At 43.8% G+C, this 17,781-nt stretch carries 20 protein-coding genes and 1 riboswitch; of the genes, 10 read left to right on the top strand and 10 right to left on the bottom strand.

From position 1 onward, the window contains the following. The first annotated feature begins 139 nt into the window (after nt 1-139). The 3 genes from GXP65_RS07080 to GXP65_RS25015 all read left to right on the top strand — a co-directional run bounded on the left by GXP65_RS07080 (nt 140) and on the right by GXP65_RS25015 (nt 1,078). Nucleotides 140-352, top strand: a complete 213-nt coding sequence (locus tag GXP65_RS07080) for a cold-shock protein (protein WP_038865127.1) — start codon at nt 140-142, stop codon at nt 350-352. Nucleotides 353-471: 119 nt separating this feature from the next. Next, the gene (locus GXP65_RS07075) at nt 472-672 is read left to right on the top strand and encodes a hypothetical protein (protein ID WP_038882393.1); all 201 of its coding nucleotides are present in this window, start codon (nt 472-474) and stop codon (nt 670-672) included. Between the two features lie 250 nt (nt 673-922). Continuing rightward, the gene (locus GXP65_RS25015; protein WP_162860254.1) at nt 923-1,078 is read left to right on the top strand and encodes a hypothetical protein; all 156 of its coding nucleotides are present in this window, start codon (nt 923-925) and stop codon (nt 1,076-1,078) included. A gap of 234 nt (nt 1,079-1,312) precedes the next feature. Here GXP65_RS25015 and GXP65_RS07070 read toward each other — a convergent pair whose 3' ends face one another. Next, entirely contained in the window at nt 1,313-1,522 is a 210-nt protein-coding gene (locus tag GXP65_RS07070) for a hypothetical protein (protein WP_162092377.1), read from the bottom strand. A gap of 1,015 nt (nt 1,523-2,537) precedes the next feature. Further along, complete coding sequence (locus GXP65_RS07065) at nt 2,538-3,071, bottom strand: dihydrofolate reductase family protein (protein WP_162092376.1); 534 nt, start codon at nt 3,069-3,071, stop codon at nt 2,538-2,540. A gap of 99 nt (nt 3,072-3,170) precedes the next feature. Between GXP65_RS07065 and GXP65_RS07060 the strand changes: the two genes are divergently transcribed. Both GXP65_RS07060 and yghU read left to right on the top strand, forming a co-directional pair. Further along, nucleotides 3,171-3,737 carry a TetR/AcrR family transcriptional regulator gene (locus tag GXP65_RS07060; RefSeq protein WP_162092375.1) on the top strand — a complete coding sequence of 189 codons (567 nt, stop codon included), beginning with the start codon at nt 3,171-3,173 and terminating at the stop codon, nt 3,735-3,737. Nucleotides 3,738-3,952: 215 nt separating this feature from the next. Next, nucleotides 3,953-4,813, top strand: coding sequence for a glutathione-dependent disulfide-bond oxidoreductase (yghU, locus tag GXP65_RS07055; RefSeq protein WP_122020409.1), 861 nt, complete (start codon nt 3,953-3,955; stop codon nt 4,811-4,813). A gap of 326 nt (nt 4,814-5,139) precedes the next feature. Here the strand turns inward: yghU and GXP65_RS07050 are convergent, their stop codons facing one another. Next, nucleotides 5,140-6,747 (bottom strand): BCCT family transporter, encoded by a 1,608-nt coding sequence (locus GXP65_RS07050; protein WP_038890747.1) that lies wholly within the window; start codon nt 6,745-6,747, stop codon nt 5,140-5,142. A 477-nt stretch (nt 6,748-7,224) separates the two neighbouring features. Between GXP65_RS07050 and GXP65_RS07045 the strand changes: the two genes are divergently transcribed. From GXP65_RS07045 to GXP65_RS07035, 3 genes are all read left to right on the top strand, one after another. Then, on the top strand, nt 7,225-8,394 hold the full coding sequence (locus GXP65_RS07045; RefSeq protein ID WP_005426354.1) for a D-alanyl-D-alanine carboxypeptidase family protein: 1,170 nt from the start codon (nt 7,225-7,227) through the stop codon (nt 8,392-8,394). Nucleotides 8,395-8,498: 104 nt separating this feature from the next. Continuing rightward, nucleotides 8,499-8,906, top strand: coding sequence for an SPOR domain-containing protein (locus tag GXP65_RS07040; protein WP_005531883.1), 408 nt, complete (start codon nt 8,499-8,501; stop codon nt 8,904-8,906). A gap of 199 nt (nt 8,907-9,105) precedes the next feature. Next, nucleotides 9,106-9,810, top strand: coding sequence for a class I SAM-dependent methyltransferase (locus GXP65_RS07035; protein ID WP_162092374.1), 705 nt, complete (start codon nt 9,106-9,108; stop codon nt 9,808-9,810). 80 nt (nt 9,811-9,890) lie between these two features. Here the strand turns inward: GXP65_RS07035 and GXP65_RS07030 are convergent, their stop codons facing one another. From GXP65_RS07030 to GXP65_RS07020, 3 genes are all read right to left on the bottom strand, one after another. Next, complete coding sequence (locus tag GXP65_RS07030; RefSeq protein ID WP_005531886.1) at nt 9,891-10,364, bottom strand: peroxiredoxin; 474 nt, start codon at nt 10,362-10,364, stop codon at nt 9,891-9,893. Nucleotides 10,365-10,501: 137 nt separating this feature from the next. Next, complete coding sequence (locus tag GXP65_RS07025) at nt 10,502-11,491, bottom strand: efflux RND transporter periplasmic adaptor subunit (RefSeq protein WP_050910765.1); 990 nt, start codon at nt 11,489-11,491, stop codon at nt 10,502-10,504. A gap of 3 nt (nt 11,492-11,494) precedes the next feature. Beyond that, nucleotides 11,495-11,989, bottom strand: coding sequence for a hypothetical protein (locus tag GXP65_RS07020; protein WP_005426361.1), 495 nt, complete (start codon nt 11,987-11,989; stop codon nt 11,495-11,497). A 168-nt stretch (nt 11,990-12,157) separates the two neighbouring features. On the opposite strand from GXP65_RS07020, the gene GXP65_RS07015 reads away from it, so the two are divergent. Continuing rightward, entirely contained in the window at nt 12,158-13,081 is a 924-nt protein-coding gene (locus GXP65_RS07015) for a LysR family transcriptional regulator (protein WP_103411765.1), read from the top strand. Between the two features lie 154 nt (nt 13,082-13,235). After that, a complete protein-coding gene (locus GXP65_RS07010; protein WP_162092433.1) occupies nt 13,236-14,867 on the top strand; it encodes a diguanylate cyclase in 1,632 nt (543 codons plus the stop codon). Nucleotides 14,868-15,018: 151 nt separating this feature from the next. On the opposite strand, the gene GXP65_RS07005 is transcribed toward GXP65_RS07010, so the two are convergent. The 4 genes from GXP65_RS07005 to GXP65_RS06990 all read right to left on the bottom strand — a co-directional run bounded on the left by GXP65_RS07005 (nt 15,019) and on the right by GXP65_RS06990 (nt 17,506). After that, nucleotides 15,019-16,023: an adenosine deaminase gene (locus GXP65_RS07005; RefSeq protein ID WP_162092373.1), complete on the bottom strand. Its 1,005-nt coding sequence runs from the start codon at nt 16,021-16,023 to the stop codon at nt 15,019-15,021. 100 nt (nt 16,024-16,123) lie between these two features. Next, nucleotides 16,124-16,223: riboswitch (purine riboswitch) on the bottom strand. 363 nt (nt 16,224-16,586) lie between these two features. Continuing rightward, on the bottom strand, nt 16,587-16,727 hold the full coding sequence (locus tag GXP65_RS07000) for a hypothetical protein (protein WP_005426350.1): 141 nt from the start codon (nt 16,725-16,727) through the stop codon (nt 16,587-16,589). A gap of 63 nt (nt 16,728-16,790) precedes the next feature. Beyond that, nucleotides 16,791-17,000: a hypothetical protein gene (locus tag GXP65_RS25220; protein WP_005452681.1), complete on the bottom strand. Its 210-nt coding sequence runs from the start codon at nt 16,998-17,000 to the stop codon at nt 16,791-16,793. 293 nt (nt 17,001-17,293) lie between these two features. Next, nucleotides 17,294-17,506 carry a cold-shock protein gene (locus GXP65_RS06990; protein ID WP_005426339.1) on the bottom strand — a complete coding sequence of 71 codons (213 nt, stop codon included), beginning with the start codon at nt 17,504-17,506 and terminating at the stop codon, nt 17,294-17,296. Nucleotides 17,507-17,781: the final 275 nt, after the last annotated feature.

Here is a 17,781-nt window from a genome sequence, read left to right as displayed (position 1 = left end):
GAGTTATTGATAATATATTTAGTTCAAGATCTTCTCAGTTTTTTCGATTAAGTTCGTCATATCTATCCTGCGATACCTTATTCTTTATTCCTTATTTAGTAGCTTTCTTTTTAACTTAATCAATGTATCGAGATATATTATGTCAAATAAAACAACTGGCTCAGTAAAATGGTTTAACGAATCTAAAGGTTTTGGATTTATCACTCCTGATAACGGCGGTTCTGACCTGTTTGTTCACTTCAAATCAATTGTTAGTGAAGGCTTCAAAACATTATCTGAAGGCCAAAAGGTTTCTTTTGTTGTTGAGCAAGGTAACAAAGGCCCTCAAGCGGGTAACGTTACGTTAGTGTAAGACATTTCTAAAAAGTCTCTTCTGTCGAGGAGACTTTTTTACTTTACGTTTAATAAAGATCCCGAAGGTTCGAAATACGAATAAAAATAAATATTGGGATCGATAAGGTAAGAAGTAACATGAGAAAACCAGTAAGAAAATCAAGCAAGAAAACACAGAAAAACAACTTCGAAGAACGGTTCGCTGCTATGGTAAAAGAATACCAAGAAGCGAAAGAAATTCTCGAGTCTATGACTGAAGGTTCATCAGAATATTTAGCACAGAAAAAAGCATGCGATAAACTTTTTGCAAACGCTGAACGATACATCAATAAAAAATAATGAATTGAAATGGCTTTATTCTAACCTGAATAAAATTAACTAAAATTATTTTGCTTAGAATCACTACATTTTTAAAAGCCTGAGCCTAGTTTTCTGCAATCGTTGGTTCAATCTGTGTTGATCTCATTTAGAAAAATCATTGAATTACTGTTGCCCACTTATGTTCTGACTTGTGTAGTATCATTGTTGTTTTCATAGCCAATATGAACGCGGTGCGAAATTCAGTAACCCACCAAAAATAGGATGATATATGAGCAAGCTACCTAAACCGACACAAAAGCAGAAGCAATTTAGTATTAATCCGAAAGGGAAAGGGGTTAAGCGGATACCGGAAGAGTTGAAAACAATGGGTGTTCGCAAACGCATAGAAGAGATTGAGGAACAAAAAGAATGGGATAAGGAGTAGGGATTATGAGCTCAAGAAACCTCTCTGAACTTATCAATACGACACTCCTCTTACACTCCGAAAAGCTGAGCAACTTGGACCGAGACATGCTTACAGGTTTACGAGATCAACTTAATCGTGAGCAAGCTTTGTCAGACAAACAAGTTAAACTGTGTCAAAGGCTACTACGAAAAACGAATCAAACCTGTGTATTTATTCATGACGTTCCAAACGAATCATGATTGCTAGCAAACGTCAGTCTTCACTGCTATCTACCCAGCCATCATCAAGCGTCATTCGACTTAGCATCTGATCCATTAAATCTTTAATCTCAATTCGCATTGCGCCCTCTGGCGCATGATGCTCAGCTGAGCGCTTGGCGTTCGTTAGACTTTTCATGAAGATAGCTTCGCTATCTATCACGGCGTGTTTCGCGTTGAAGTAAGTGACCTGATAGGTCGGCATGGTACTATTCCTTTTGTGGGGACGTGGTGATGTGACGCTTTCAATATAGCATTGTTTCACGCTTAAACGTTCGAACTGACTTGGTTTCTTGCCAAAAGTTGACTAGGCAAACAACTGATTATCAAGGAGTATGGACGGAAAATACCCATCACACAATGGTTATTACCTCGCCCCACAAGCCTGCGCACGACGAGTATGTTTCATCGCTTCCCTCTGTTTAAGCAACTTAACGTTCCATTTGCCATAATATTACGTGTGTCCCAGACATGTCGTGGTTGTTATCCCCAAAGCTTGTCTGTTGAAAAGCATCGTCTTTCTATGAGCTATCTTGTGCTTTTGGCGTTTCTAAGCTCAGAGGTGAACCATTCGGTGTTTTACGCATCTTATTCGTACACAACTATCTTATTCAGCTCTGACTCCAATTCAGTCATCGGTAATACTAACTTTTCTTGCTAAAAAGGTAGAAAAGTTTCTTGAGAAGGAAATAAAGAAAGTTGAGCGCCATCTATCAATAGATGAAGAGATTAAGGATAACTTAGAGGAGCTTGGTGGTCTAAATATGGATAAGCTAACGAAATCAATGGATTAATGAAAAGCACTTAAACTAGTACTAATTAGAATAGATAAGCTTGGAGATGATTATGGGAACGATAATTGGGTTACTGATTTTGGCTCTGATCGATGTGCAGATAAAGCGTAATAGCGGGTTGCGTTTGCATCAATGGATCGCAAAAAAATACAGTGATTATCAAAAAAACAAAAAACACCTTTATGACTTACCAATGCCACTGAATTGATTTGAGCCGTGTTTCTATTAGAAAAATGCTCAAAAATAAAATCCAGACTGGTAGGTTTACAGAGGACATTTTTGTGGTCGAGTACTTACTATACTTGCTCTAATTTGTAGCAGTTCTAACTCAAAAATGTCCTAAAATGAGTTCCATCGAACATAGCTATTGAAGACAAAAATCGCCCTTAACGTTGTCGTCAAGAGCTTGATTCACTCACCCCCAAACTACCTTTGACGCACGTAAGTCGTTTTCACTAACGTATCTAAAATAACCTCGCTTTTCGTCACTTTGAAGTTGAGTGGTTGTCCCAAATCCCCAAACAGAGGTGCGCCGCCACCAAGTAGGATAGGGAAGCGCGTGATCACCATTTCATCAATAAGATCTTCTTTTAGGAAGTTCTGAATAGTCACACCACCGTCGATGTAAAGCTCGTTAAAACCTTTTGCATTTAGGTCAGAAAGCACATCTTTTAGCTCACCTTTTACTAAAAAGACTTTGTCTTCGTAGCCTTGTGGTACTTCCGCCATGGTGTTGCTGAGTACGAACACCGGTTTGCAGTATGGCCAATCGCAATCAAAGCTCAGCACTGCATCCAAGGTATTGCGTCCCATCACCAATCCATCAATGCGTTCCATCAGTGAGAAGAAGCCAGTATCAATATTGTCTGGGTTTGGTACTGAATGTAGCCAGTCGAGTTTGCCCTGTTTATCTGCGATGTAACCGTCCAGACTGGTTGCAATAAATACGATATTTGCCATGAGTACCTCATTAAAATGTTGGTGCTTGAGCCAAGTTAAAGGTTAGGTTAAAATTAATTCTACAATGTAGAATAATGCTGAGCTTATCGGGAAGATCAAATGTCTGTCAACGAAAAGAAACGCGGAAGACCGGCCGCCAAGCAGCCGCAGCTAAGCGCAGAAGGCATCTTAGAATCGGCCAAGCTATTGATGAAAAAGGATGGAAAGGTACCAAGCATTCGCTCGTTAGCGACGCAATTAAATGTCGATCCTATGGCGATCTATCACTACTTCAAAAATAAGAATGCCTTGCTTGAAGCGTTAACCAAATCGCTGGTGGAGGAAATTTATCAACCTCAAATGAATGAAGATTGGCAAGGTGAACTCAAAAGCTTGTCTGTTAGCTACATTGCACTGCTACGTGAGTACAACGGGTTGTTGCAAACCATGTTGAGCATGACATCTCATGGCCCTGCGCAAGTATTCACCGAGCGCTATCAATTGATCGTTCAGCCTTTGGGCTTATCCCAGCAAGTAGAAAAAGACAGCTTAGATCTATTGGCGGATTACCTGCACGGTTTTGCGCTATCGATAAGCTGCTGCCACGATGCTAGCTTGATCAAAACAGAGATGATGGATGGGCCGCTGGCTCTGATCTGTTCTTCATTATTGGCATCTAGAACCTAGCTCACATTAACGCGCTGTTTTTGCTTATATCGTGAAAGAAATTCCCATAACCAAAGGTTCTAACTAAAAGAGATGGCAGGACTTTTATTTGGCGAATTCGACCTAATATCTTGGGTATGTCCAAAGCCGATGGCGAAGGGACGATTTTAATGATGCTTGCTGGCGCGCTAGAGCCGTCAGTTTGAAGATGCATTCAAACGCAATAAGGGATAACAATGACTAACGAATACATTCCACCAAAAGTTTGGACAAACGATAACGAAAACGGCGGTCAGTGGGCGAGTATCAACCGTCCGGATTCTGGTGCTCGTCATGAGCAAGAACTTCCAGTTGGTGAGCACCCATTCCAGCTTTACTCAATGGGTACACCAAACGGTCAGAAAGTGACGATCATGTTTGAGGAGCTTTTGGCGGCAGGCGTAACAGAAGCAGAATACGACGCATACCTGATTAAGATTGGAGACGGCGACCAATTTGGCTCTGGTTTTGTGTCCGTCAACCCGAACTCGAAAATTCCGGCTTTGGTTGACCGTTCAGGTGCAGAGCCAGTGAACGTTTTTGAATCGGGTAACATCTTGTTCTATCTAGCCGAGAAGTTTGGTCACTTCCTACCAACAGAAGGTGCGAAGCGTGCAGAGGTAATGAACTGGCTATTCTGGTTGCAAGGTTCTGCACCATACCTAGGGGGTGGTTTTGGTCACTTCTACGCATACGCGCCAGAGAAGTTTGAGTACCCAATTAACCGTTTCACGATGGAAACAAAACGTCAGCTAGACGTACTAGACAAGCGTCTTGCGGATAATGAATTTCTAGGCGGTGACGAGTACAGCATCGCTGATATTGCAACGTGGCCTTGGTACGGCAACCTTGTGCTGGGTCGTGCTTACGATGCGGCTGAATTTTTAGACGTAGCAAGCTACAAAAACGTTGTGCGTTGGGCGAAAGCGATTGATGAGCGTGAAGCAGTGCAGCGTGGTCGTATCGTTAACCGTGCATGGGGTGAAGAGTGGGAGCAAGTGGCAGAGCGTCACAGCGCTGCAGACATTGATGCGGCACTGGCGAAGAAGCCAGAATAATCTCGCTTTCTCAGTAAACAAAAAGGAATGCTTCGGCATTCCTTTTTTGATCGTTTCAAAGTGAAACCACGTAGTAATTGGTGTCATAGACCTGACGTTGTTCCAGTGGTGAGTTAGTATCCCTTAACCAATAACTCATTGCTTTATTTGCCCCGACTCTTTTTTGTTTGGGGCTTTTTTATGTCCTAAGTTCAGGTCTTGAGTGTTGGTTGAGTACCTGCTGAGCGTGGTTAGCAAGATACAAAAAACGAGCGCCTAATAGACGCTCGTTTGTTATCTCAACCTTCGATGAGCCGTATTGTTATACGTTTCTGCTCAAGGATGAATTAGGCGACAGACGCGTTCTGCGCCGCATTTTGATAGGCAGGTAACTCAGACCTTAACCCTTTAATTAGGCTCACACACATCACTAACAGCACCAACGTGAATGGCAAACCTGTCGCGACAACGCCAGATTGCAACGCTTGCAGTGCCTCTTTACCACCAATCCAGAGCATAACGGCAGCGATAGAGCCTTCAATACATGCCCAGAAAATACGTTGTGGCACTGGTGCATCAATCTTACCGCCGGCAGTGATGCTATCGATAACTAATGAGCCAGAATCTGATGAGGTGATGAAGAACACCAAAATCAGGACGATAGAAAGCACAGAGATGATCGAGCTAAACGGCATCGCGTCATAAACGTGGAATAGAGTAAGCGAGATATCCGTTAATCCATTGGCACCCAGTTCGCCGACTTTGTTCACTACTTGATCAAGGGCGATACCACCGAAGACTGCCATCCAAACCAGTGTAACGGTAGTTGGAATGACGATAACCGCGAAGATGAATTCGCGAACGGTACGACCTTTCGATACGCGCGCGATGAACATTCCCACAAATGGTGACCAAGATACCCACCATGCCCAGTAGAATACTGTCCAGCCATGCATCCATTCTGTGTCTTCACGACCGGCAGGGTTACTTAGCGGTAAAATATTCTGTGCGTACGCGACAGCGGTATCCCAAATGGATGTTGTCGCAATATCGAAGCTAATAAACATCACAAAAGCCAGCAGCGCGAACGCAACCGCCATATTGATGTTACTTAGTAGTTTGACACCTCCATCGATACCTCGAATCACAGACAGCACTGCAATAAAAGTAACGAAGGCGATAACAATCATTTGCGTACCAATGCCACCTTCTAAACCAAATACATGGTTAATACCGCTGGTGGCTTGTTGCGCGCCTAAGCCCAGAGAAGTCGCGAGACCAAATAGCGTTGCGAGTACCGCCAGAATATCGATAACGTGGCCTAACCAACCCCATGCGCGATCGCCAAAGATCGGATAAAACGCAGAACGCAGAGAAAGCGGTAAACCTTTATTGAATGCGAAGAAGGCCAGCGAGAGTGCAACAATGGCGTAAATCGCCCAACCGTGGATGCCCCAGTGGAACATGGTGGCGGCCATCGCGAGTGATTTCGCTTCTTCCGTGTAAGGTTCTACATTGAGAGGGGTACCAAACCAATTGGTAAAGTATGCCGTTGGTTCTGAAACACTCCAGAACAACAAGCCGATACCCATACCCGCAGCGAAAAGCATCGATAACCAAGAGACGGTTGAATGTTCCGCAACGGCGTCTTTACCGCCGATTCTGATCTTACCCAGAGGAGATAAAAGAATCGCGATAGCGAATAAGATAAAGAAGTTTGCTGACCACATAAAGAACGAGTCGAAGTCTGAAATGATGCTGTTCTTTAAACCATTTAAGGCGTCACGAGCAGTAGCAGGGTCAACAATGAGAAGAGAAGCAAGACAGAGAAGAACAAGACCAGCACTAATTCCGAATACTGGATTGTGGATATCAAATCCCCATTTTTGAACGTTATCTTGACCAACCTGATAGTCGGTAGTGTCGATACTATATTTTTTTAGTGCATTATCCATAAATACAACATATACGCTTTTTTAAATGTGCCCTTCTTGAACAAGAAAAACACTAAAACCGCCCTCCAATTATTTTGAGTTCAAATTAAAAAATGCGACGCGATCATAGTGTTTTGTGTAAAACAATGCAACTCAAAGGGTTTTTTAGGCGTTATTTCGATATTTGGCAGGCTTTTATATGAAAAATGCAACGATGTGTAATGTTTTGATGTGTAAGTATTGCTGGGGTGTTGTCTGTGCATGGCTTGCTCAATTGGGGTTGTCTTAGTCAGCTCGGCAATGAGTGAACAATGGAAGCGAGTCGCAAGTCATGATTTCACCGAATTGGCGAACGAATAAGCACAAACTTCAACCGACTTCGCATTCTTTTCGACAAATATCGAGTAAACGTAACCAATCGTAACAGAGGTGCTGTAACTGAACAGCGTTTCCATATACTCGACTTAGTTTGTAAGTTGTAAGCCACAGAATGCTGCTATGAGAAAAAACACTTTATTCAATGCTACGTTAGCGACCACCTTGACTGCTGTTTCTGCGTTTAGTTTTGCTGCTCCTACCGTTGTTCCTAATGCCCCAGAGCTGAGCTCTCGTGGTTATGTTTTAATGGATTACCACACTGGCACTGTGCTGGTGGAACGTGATGCCGACAAGCGCCTCAACCCGGCAAGTCTGACTAAGCTGATGACGGCTTATGTTGCGGGCCAAGAGGTTAAGTCAGGTAACATCAGCCTAGACGATGAAGTGGTGATAAGCCGCAACGCCTGGGCGAAAAACTTCCCAGATTCGTCAAAGATGTTTATCGAGGTAGGGACGTCAGTTTCACTTTCTGATCTTTACCGAGGTCTGATTGTTCAATCGGGTAACGATGCCAGTGTCGCCATCGCAGAACATGTTGCGGGTAGTGAAGCTGGCTTTGTTGGTTTGATGAATAGTTGGGCGAACCAACTTGGTTTGTCTAACTCTGCCTTTACCAACCCACATGGTTTGGACAGTGATGGTCTGTATTCAACCCCGCGTGACATCGCAACGCTAGGCCGTGCGATCATTCGTGATCTGCCAGATATCTACCCGTTATACAGCGAAACGTCGTTTACCTATAACGGCATTACCCAATACAACCGTAACGGCTTGCTACGTGATCGCAGCATGAGTGTTGATGGCATGAAGACGGGTTACACCAGCGGTGCAGGTTACAGCTTGGCGACTTCTGCAACCAACGGAGACATGCGTTTAGTCGCGGTTGTGATGGGCGCGAAAAGCCCGAGCGTACGTGAATCAGAGAGTAAACAACTTCTGAGCTACGGTTTCCGTTTCTTCGATACGGTTGTTCCGACACAAGCGGGTAAAGAAGTGGCAACGGCACGTGTTTGGATGGGTAACCAAGACGAATTAAAAGTGGGTGTTGACCGCGATATCTACCTAACACTACCAAAAGGTGACGTGAACAAGCTGGAAGCGGAAGTGGAATACAACGGCGACCTGATGGCACCGATTCAACAAAATCAAGTAGTTGGTAAGGTGCTGTACAAAGTTGACGGTGACGTGGTGAAAGAAGCGGAACTGGTTGCGCTAGAGCCTGTTGATGAAGGCGGTATCTTTAAGCGCTTGATGGACTGGTTCAAACGTCTTGTGGCAAGCTGGTTCTAACCAATACTCCCAATATTAAATTTACTAAGGCGGCCGAAATGGTCGCCTTTTTGTTTTGAGCACTCATCAAGAGAACCATTCAGAACAAAAAAACGGAGTTACGCGTGCGAAAGATTCTATCTTTGACTTTGGCTATGTCACTTACTGGCTGTGTCATGCCACAGCATCAACCTGTCGAAACTGGACAGTGTGTGGGGGTGATGTCATCGCAAGATGCTTATGGCTACCTCAACCCTAACCACTACACCATGCAGGTGTTGGCGTTGAAGAAAGAGAAGGATGTGAAAGAGTACATTCGTTACATCGACCCGAAACATCCGGTTTGGGTGAACTGGAAGAACAGCCGTGGTACTCGCTGGTATACCGTAACCGTCGGGGATTTTAAGACTAAGCAGGATGCCTACAATGCGCTGTCTTCATTGCCAAGCCGTGTTAAACAATCTTCTCCCTTCGTCATGACATTTGCAGAAATGCAGCGCAAGCAAGAAACCAGCGTAGTACGAATGCGCTAGAGCAGTTTCTTATCGTTTCTATAAGCGCTTTATTGTTATGTATCGAGCCTTTGCAATCAGTTGGAAAGGCTCAACCTAACCACTAATCACAAATCTTCTTCAATGTAAGCGTAAGATCACTGATCTGACGTGCTTTTTACTTTACTTGTTTTCGAGTATTTTCTAGTCTTCGCATCCCACTTTTCCTGTCGGAGTCACCATGAAGCAAGAGATGTACACCACCTACGCAAAGCAATATGATTTAGCGGCGCAAGATAACTTGTACAACGCGCACTTTGAGCGTCCAAATACCCTTGAACTTGTCGGTGATGTGGCTGGCAAAAAGGTGCTGGACTTAGGCTGTGGTTCAGGTATTTACGCGCAAATTCTTTTGGAGCGCGGTGCCACTTCCGTGACTTGTATCGACGCTGCGCAAGAGATGATTGATATCGTTAAAGACAAGCTTGGTGACTCGGTCAACGCTTATGCTCAGAACTTGGCACTTGGTTTGCCTGAAGAGGCGAATGCTCAGTATGACTTGGTGATTTGTCCATTGATGGTGCATTACATTGAAGACCTTCGTCCCTTGTTCAATGATATTCAGCGTGTGTTGAAGCCTGGAGGTCAGTTTGTATTCTCAACTCATCATCCATTCGCCGATTTTGAATGTTCTGCATCGGATAATTACTTTGAGAAAGAGCGAATCGAAGATGTGTGGGACACGATTGGAAAGCCGGTTTCTGTCGCATTCTACCGCCGCTCTTTGCAAGACATTACGGACGCAATTACGGGCAGTAACATGGCGATGCTGGCTGTCTCAGAGGGTAAAGTGAATGAGAAGAGTCGTGAAATCTCGCAGGAGCACTACCAACGCTTGGCGACGTACCCTAACTTTATCTTTATCAAGTGTGTCGCGTTGAGCTAATACCGCTCGGGACTCTCACCGTATTCAGATAGAAAAAACGGAAGCACATCGGCTTCCGTTTTGTGATCTTAGCTTTGCGTTTAAAGTGCAGCGAGGATGGTTTCTGCTTTGCTCGCTTCAAACGTTTTTGGTTCTTCAACGTTCAACGTGGTCACGACACCGTTGTCGATGATCATTGCGTAACGTTGTGAACGAACGCCACCAAAACCGCCAGTATCCATCTCTAGACCCAGTGCTTTGGTAAAGCTTGCGTCGCCGTCGCCCAGCATGAGCAGCTCAGACGCGTTCTGTGCCTCGCCCCAAGCTTGCATGACGAATGCATCGTTAACAGATACACAAGCAATCAGGTCCACGCCTTTCGCCTTTAGCTGGTCTGCCAGTACAACATAACCCGGAAGATGCGCTTCTGAACACGTCGGAGTAAATGCACCTGGTACCGCAAATAGAACCACTTTCTTGTCTGCAAACAGCTCTGTTACTTGATGATTTACCATACCATCGGCAGTCAGTTCGCTTAGCGTCGCAGCAGGCAATGCTTGACCTTGTTGAATCATGATTTTCTTCCTTTTGTGTATGCGTTATTTCGCTCACTCAGTCTAGCGCCAAAACGACCACCTAACCACAGACGAAATGTAAGGGCTTAATAGGCTTCATAAAAACAAACCGCCTGAGTCGGCGGTTTGTATGTTGGTTACATGGCGTTTAGGTATGACTTATAAGAGTGAAGTCGAACCGTTGCCGCGCCAATCACGTCGATAAAGCCAAACAAGCTGTGGGGCTTATTCGCGGCAATCCAAGCCGAACCTGTTGCGCCGATAGGAATGGATTTACCTTCTGGTTCGAAGATCTCTAAGATCACGGTTCGTCCATGGCTGCTGGTGTTCGCGCCTACGTGCTGGCGAACACTTTGCGGTCCTTGTAATGGTGATACCGATGATTCTCCGGTACCAGCGGTGATACTGTGGACACGAGCGCGGAACACTTCGCCCGGGTAAGCATCAACATAGAACTCAGCGAACTGTCCTTTTTCTACATAGCGATAGGTTTGGTCTGGAATGCGCATCTCCAAGAACTTACGAGAGGTATCGTAGATGTGCATGTTGCCCACACGGCTACCATCGGCGACGTTCACCACCGCGACTTGACCATCGTAAGGGGCTCGAACCGTCTTGCGGCTTTGCTCGAATTCGGTCTTTTTTAAATCCGCATGCAGAGATTTTAGTGACGCCTGTGCGACGCGCAGCTGCGATTCGTAGTATTCGATATCACGGCCTTTGAAGATCTCTGGCGACGTTTTCCCGCGCACGATATCGCGCTTTAACTGAGCTACGTTCTCTTCTTGTTGCACGATGCTCGCTTTGATTTTTTCTACATCGGCCAAGGAAGTGGTATCGACGAGGGTGTAAATCACATCGCCTTTCTTTACCTCTTGGTTATGGTCAACATAGATATGGTCAATCTGCTCGCGAAGCAGTGGAGAAAGAACCGAGTGCGGTGCTTTAACCGTTGATGAGTAAGTGAGATCAACAGGGGCCCAAAGACGCGAGAGAATACCTAGAACCACTAGGATGAAAACTCCGCCTGAGATAATCCAAAATGCACTTTTGAACGTCCACTTTATCGCACCAGTCGAGACCAAAATCCACATGATCAGAATGTACGGAATCATTACCTCTTTCATGGCTTACTCCTCCGTCGCTTTGGTTGGTTTCTGAGGTTCAAAAGAGCGATGACTATTGCGAATGATGTTACTTAGTGAGTTACCGATGTGCTCCCAGTTGGCAAACGCAATGATTAACGCCAGAACCCACCATGCTTTATGGATGAACAAGCCACAAAGGGAGAGGGCAAAGACTAATTGGATGTGAGAGCTTTTCTTCTCTTGAGCTCGATGTACCGCAACTTCGTGGATCTGCCACAGCAAATAGATGACAAAAAGGGCAAGCGCTATGGTAACGGAGAACAGATAACCGCTGAAGTATTCAGAATTGAAGATCACCATCATGGTGTCGTTGGGCGTGTTGGTAAATAAGCTCATATCAATGTCTTTCGAATTGATCGTGCCCATGGGTGCAAGCAAGTAAGCGCCACCGAGCATGAGAGCCATGAAAAGTGAGAACTTTAATAGCACCATAAAAATCGCAAAGATGACGCGACCTATGGCTTTTATGACGTTCATAGTTATACCTTTTGTCGATGTGTGAGGGTAAAACGTTGAGCGTGTGATTGTTGTTTTGTCTTTTGTAATCACATGCGCGGAATTGTATGAAAAAACGTCATAAGTTGAGTTATATATGATATAAGTTAATCTCATATCATTATAAAATTTCCCGAGAACACATAATCTATGAAGCACTCAGATTACAGTCTTATTCCGACCTTTGTGGCAATTGTCGAAGAGAAGAGTTACACCAAAGCGGCGCAACGACTGGGTGTCAGCCAATCTGCGGTTAGCCAAGCGGTGGTAAGGCTTCGTGAAGTGTTTAAGGATGCGTTATTTGTCCGTGAAAGTCATGGTGTCTCTCCAACTGCGTTTGCCATTGATATCTATCCTACTTTGGCGAGTGCGGTAGAAAGCATTGCTTATATGTTGCCTGAGCATTCTCGATTTAACCCTGCCGAGTGCGATAAGCGTTTTGTGATCTCTTCCCTTAGTGTATTCAGTTTTACCCTGTTGCCTGAACTCGCTGCACTGCTTAGCGAAAAGGCGCCTAAGGCCAATACGAGAATAGAGCCGCTTTTCACCATGGATTTAACCAGCCTATTAAGAACACAACAGTGTGATTTGGTGATTGAAGCGCAAACCAATTTGCATCCGCATTTGCGTTCTAAAGTGTTGATGTCAGATAAGTTAACGGTTGTATGTCGTAAAGAGCACCCACGTTTAAAAGGGAAAACCATCAGCGTTGAAGAGTACCTCAATGAAAAACACGTCACCTTATCTCAGTTTGATCAAAAAAATGGTTATTTGCTTGGTCGAGGTATTAAGAATGAGCAGATCTTAGGGCAACGCCAAGTGGCTTGGCAGGCAGGAAGCATTATCGAGATACTTCCTCTGATTCAACGTTGTGATTATCTCGCACTCATGCCACAAACGCTCTTGGAGCAATACCAAAAACTTTATAACTTGAGAGAGCTAGAGGCGGAATTTATGAAAGATCCGATTGATGTCGCGATGTATTGGCATCCGTCTCGTACTAATGACCCAAGCCATCAATGGTTACGCGAACAATGTTTATTAGCTGCTGAGAATTTTACTAAGAATCATTAGATTACAGTAATAATTCTGTCGATACCGTATGGAATTACCTTAAATTACAAACTAAACTGTACGCATATCCCCTAAAGTCATAAGGGCATTTGTGCGGAACGGTTGGTTTTTCTTTACCAGTATCAGAACCAAGTTTGTTGTCATCTACTCTTTGATGACGATATGTTTCGTATTGATTTTATTTAGCGTCCTGTACTTTAAAGAGCAACAACGTGTATTTGATGTTGCACTACAAAACTCACTTCAGGTCTCAAACCTTCATTCAGATGTGATTAGCCAAGAGCTACAAAGAAGTATTGCTTCGTTACGAACCATCAGTGGTCATGAAAGAGTCAGACAAGGGGACGTGCCTTTTATTATTGAAGAGCTGAAATGGCTTCAAAGCATACTAGGGCAGGCGGTGATTAATACGAGCTTTGTAGACCAAGATTGGAATCTTACTGACTATCAAGGCCGTAAAACCCAAATCACCCAGCCAGATATCAAGGATGATGTGCAATGGAAACTGGCTAGCCATCACGTGACTAAGCCGCACATTGGTTTGGTTACCGGAGAGCCATTGATTGCACTTGGTGTCCCTGTCTTTAATTCGAAGCAAGATTGGCGCGGTATTGTTGCGGTGTCGATATCAATAAACCATCTCAGAAACAGACTTTCAGAAGTCAAACTTGGTAATAGCAGTTATGCATGGATTGCCGACAATTTTGGCAATGTGGTCTCTCACCCCGACAAGTCACTCATTATTGATGCGAACATTTTCGATGTCGACCATATTGGTTTTAAGGGTTTTGGTGACATTGCCTTTCAAACAAAACAACACGAAGTGGGGTATGGCCACTACTTTAATGAAAAGCTTGGTGAATCTATGATTGTCACTTTTGCAGGGATAGATTGTTTGCCTGGTTGGACGCTGTTTGTCACTACCAAAGAGTCAGACATTTTCCTTGATATTAAAGCGCTGGTCGAGGATGTGACCATAACTTCATCACTGGTGTTGATTGTTTTCTTTCCTATCATCATCTATCTGACTAACTCTGTAACGCGGCCGATTTTACAGCTTACCGACGGAGTGAGAAACTCGGTGAACAATCACTACACTCAGTTTGCGGAACAAAGCTCGAAAGATGAAATTGGGCAGCTATCGAAGGCATTTAAAAACACCATTGATGAGATTCAACAGCATAATCGAAATCTGGAAGCGGTGGTTGCGCAAAGAACGAATGAGCTTAACGACGCCAATCATGATTTGGAGCTGTCGGTGAAGTTATTAAATGAAAACAATCAAAAGCTAACATGGCTCGCGATGAATGATCCTCTGACAAACTTATTCAACCGGCGGGCTTTAATTAACCTGGTGCATCAAGAGTTGGCCAACAAGACGATGCTTTTTGATACCACTTGTTTGATTCTGATCGATCTTGATTTCTTTAAAGCGGTTAATGACACATTTGGGCATGATGTGGGTGATCAAGTGTTAATGCATATGGCTAATTTCCTGAGTAAAAGTGCGAGAAAGCAAGATCTTATTGCCAGATGGGGTGGGGAAGAGTTTGTGATTCTGTTGAGAGAAACATCGAGTGAACAGGGCAAGCAAATCGCCATCAATTTGCAAGAGAAGATGAAGCAGGAAAACTTCTCGCCCGTAACAAGCATGACGTTTAGTGCTGGTGTCGCGACATTAGAAGCAGGGCAAAGCTTTGATGAACTGGTTGCCAATGCCGATAAGGCACTTTACGAAGCGAAGAAATCGGGAAGAAACTGCGTGAAAAGTTGTGTATCGGCATAAAAGTTGTGTTGATATAAAAGCGCATATATCTGAGCAGATCTACGCTCTTTCTTGAAGACGAATATCATGCTCTACGGGAGAGAAAAAGGGCTGATAACCAGCCCTAGTTTACTATGCCACTTCACTTATCAATCAGTGACTTGTTTATCAATCAGTGATTTGCTAAGTAATCAGCGACTTGAGCACGGTATTTGGCTTTCAGCGCCTCGCTAATGAAGCTCGCGTTAATCGCATTGTTCGTGAACTGAGCGAGTTCTGACTTTGTCATTGGGTGAGCATTACTGACCGCCATGAAGTTATCCGTCATGTAACCACCAAAGTACGCAGGGTCGTCCGAGTTAATCGTCACCGCTACGCCTTTACGCAACAAGTCGACAATGTTGTGCTGTTCCATTTCATCAAATACACACAGCTTAATGTTCGATAATGGGCAAACCGTCAGGGGCATTTTGCTTTCGATCAGGGCATCCATTAATGATTCATCCTCAACGCAGCGAACTCCATGGTCAACACGGCTGACACTGAGCATCTCGACAGAGTCGACAATGTTTTGTGCCGGGCCTTCTTCACCAGCGTGTGCAACGGTCAATAAGCCAGCGTCTTTGGCTTGTTGGAAAGCACGTTTGAACTTCTCTGGTGGGTGACCAAGCTCTGAAGAATCCAAACCGACACCGATGATTTTGTCTTGATGCTTGATGATTGATTGCAGCGTTTCAATCGCGCTCTCTTCCGATAGATGACGTAAGAAGCACGCAATGATTTGAGACGTTATACCTAGCTGTTCGTTACCATCTTGCATAGCACGGTGAATACCATTGATGACCGTCTCAAACTCAATGCCGCGATCGGTATGGGTCTGTGGGTCAAAGAAGATCTCAGTATGGATAACGTTGTCGGCTTTGCAGCGCTCTAGGTATGCCCACGTCAAATCATAGAAATCTTGTTCCGTACGCAGCGCGTTGGCGCCTTGATAATAGATATCTAGGAAAGACTGCAAATCTTCGAACTCGTATGCTTTGCGCAGTTCCTGTGGTGACTCGTAAGGAATGTCGATATTGTTGCGTTGTGCCAGTTCGAACAACAGCTCTGGCTCTAGCGAACCTTCGATATGTAAGTGTAACTCTACCTTTGGAAGACCTTGAATAAATGCGTTCATAATAAACTCCCACTTTTTCTTATGGTTGTTGTGGATGCAATTACTCTAAGGATAGGTATAGATTGAGAAAAATCGAACGCTATTACAAAGAGTAAGATCCACAGTGATCTCAACTCTTCGTAATCAGCACTTTGCGGGAGCTGGTAGAGACCCCCAAACCATATCATTGGGGTTATACGAAGCAAACGGCGCGATTATACGCAAAAATTGAAGGTTGACCAGAGTCGTTGATGAAATTGTACTATCTAAGGGATAAGGGATAAGGGATAAGGGATAAGGGATAAGGGATAAGGGATAAGGGATAAGGGATAAGGGATAAGGGATAAGGGATAAATAACGTTGCAGTGATTTCATCGCATGATGGTTTCGTTGTCAGCACACACCTTGCTGATTTTCGAACGTTCAGTGGCTAAAACTGAATATCATCACGCGAGAAACATTTAGAGTCATATCGAGTTTATTGTGCGTTGCTCATTGTGAACTGAGAAGTGGGGTGGCGATACCTTGCACATCGATACTTTAGATTGAGAGGAGTAAAGAAAAGGAATTGGAAGGAAATGTAATTACAGCTCGAACATTTTATCAAATTCTCTTTGCTCCATGATGTCCTCAATTCGGCGGCGCGTTCTTTGTTTAATCGCAGCTGCGTTTTGTTCGGACTCTTTCTTTTCTTGCTCAATCTGCTTCTTGCTTTTGTTTGCCATGTTTTTCACCTTGGGAATTTCTTCCTAAATTTCCGCATCATTCATTAATGCACGAAAATTGATTTATTTAATAATAAAACTTCCTAGCTTTGAACCTGAGTCACACAGAATGTCACCAGAGTAGGTTTTCTCACAGTATTTAAAATCAATGAGATAGCAAGCGGATTGGAGTTTTGGCAATATATGGCGCCTCAAAATATCACTGTTAAGTTGATGAATTTTGGCGTTCCAAGAGATGTCGGGTTGTTTTAAACGGAATTCAATCTCTATCATTTATTCTCCTGTTTTTTAGTGATCTTTTCTTTATTCAATAATTGGTACCAGTGTCTTTGGCGACCTGTTCTTTTAGACATAATTTTTCCTAATTTTAAGTAAGTGAAATACCAACGATGGCTATCGTATTTGATAGATATAACATTCCAACGATAGATATCGTGTCCGCAGCCCATTTATTTTAGGCAGCAGAAAACCGAGCAAGAATACTTGCGGGTTGTTAAGTGTGAGGAATTTTTGAAGGGGGAGAGAGTTTGGTGCAGCGAGGAAATGCTGCACCAAGAAAAGCTATCTTATAGAGGAGTAACTTCAGTCGCTTGAGGACCTTTTTTACCATCTTCTACATTGAAGCTTACTTTCTGACCTTCAGTCAAAGTTTTGAAACCGTCAGCAACGATAGCGTTGAAGTGTACGAATACATCTTGGCCGCCGTTGTCTTGAGTTAGGAAACCAAAACCTTTAGTTTCGTTGAACCATTTTACTGAACCAGTTACTTTACCAGACATAAAAACCTCTGAAATTAAACAATAATATACGAATTGTGGTGGATCTTTTTTAAGCTATTGAATGTGCAATCAAGAGGAAGTTTTACGCAGGAGTCTGAACCGAGAGTTCAGGGTGTTACTGAGAGGGAACTTAAACTAAATGTAGCATTAACAGCTCTTTTCTAGAGCCAGCCGCCACTATACAGTGTGTTTAAAAAATAGCTACATTTATTTTTCATTTTTTTCGTTCGAAAAAACTGATGGAGTGGAACAATTTCATCCCCTCATGATTTTTA

Origin of the sequence: Vibrio sp. LB10LO1, from assembly GCF_010092875.1 — a bacterium.
Taxonomy (GTDB): domain Bacteria; phylum Pseudomonadota; class Gammaproteobacteria; order Enterobacterales; family Vibrionaceae; genus Vibrio; species Vibrio campbellii.
The sequence above is the reverse complement of the archived record's forward strand: the minus strand, read 5'-3'. Positions and strand labels throughout refer to the sequence as shown.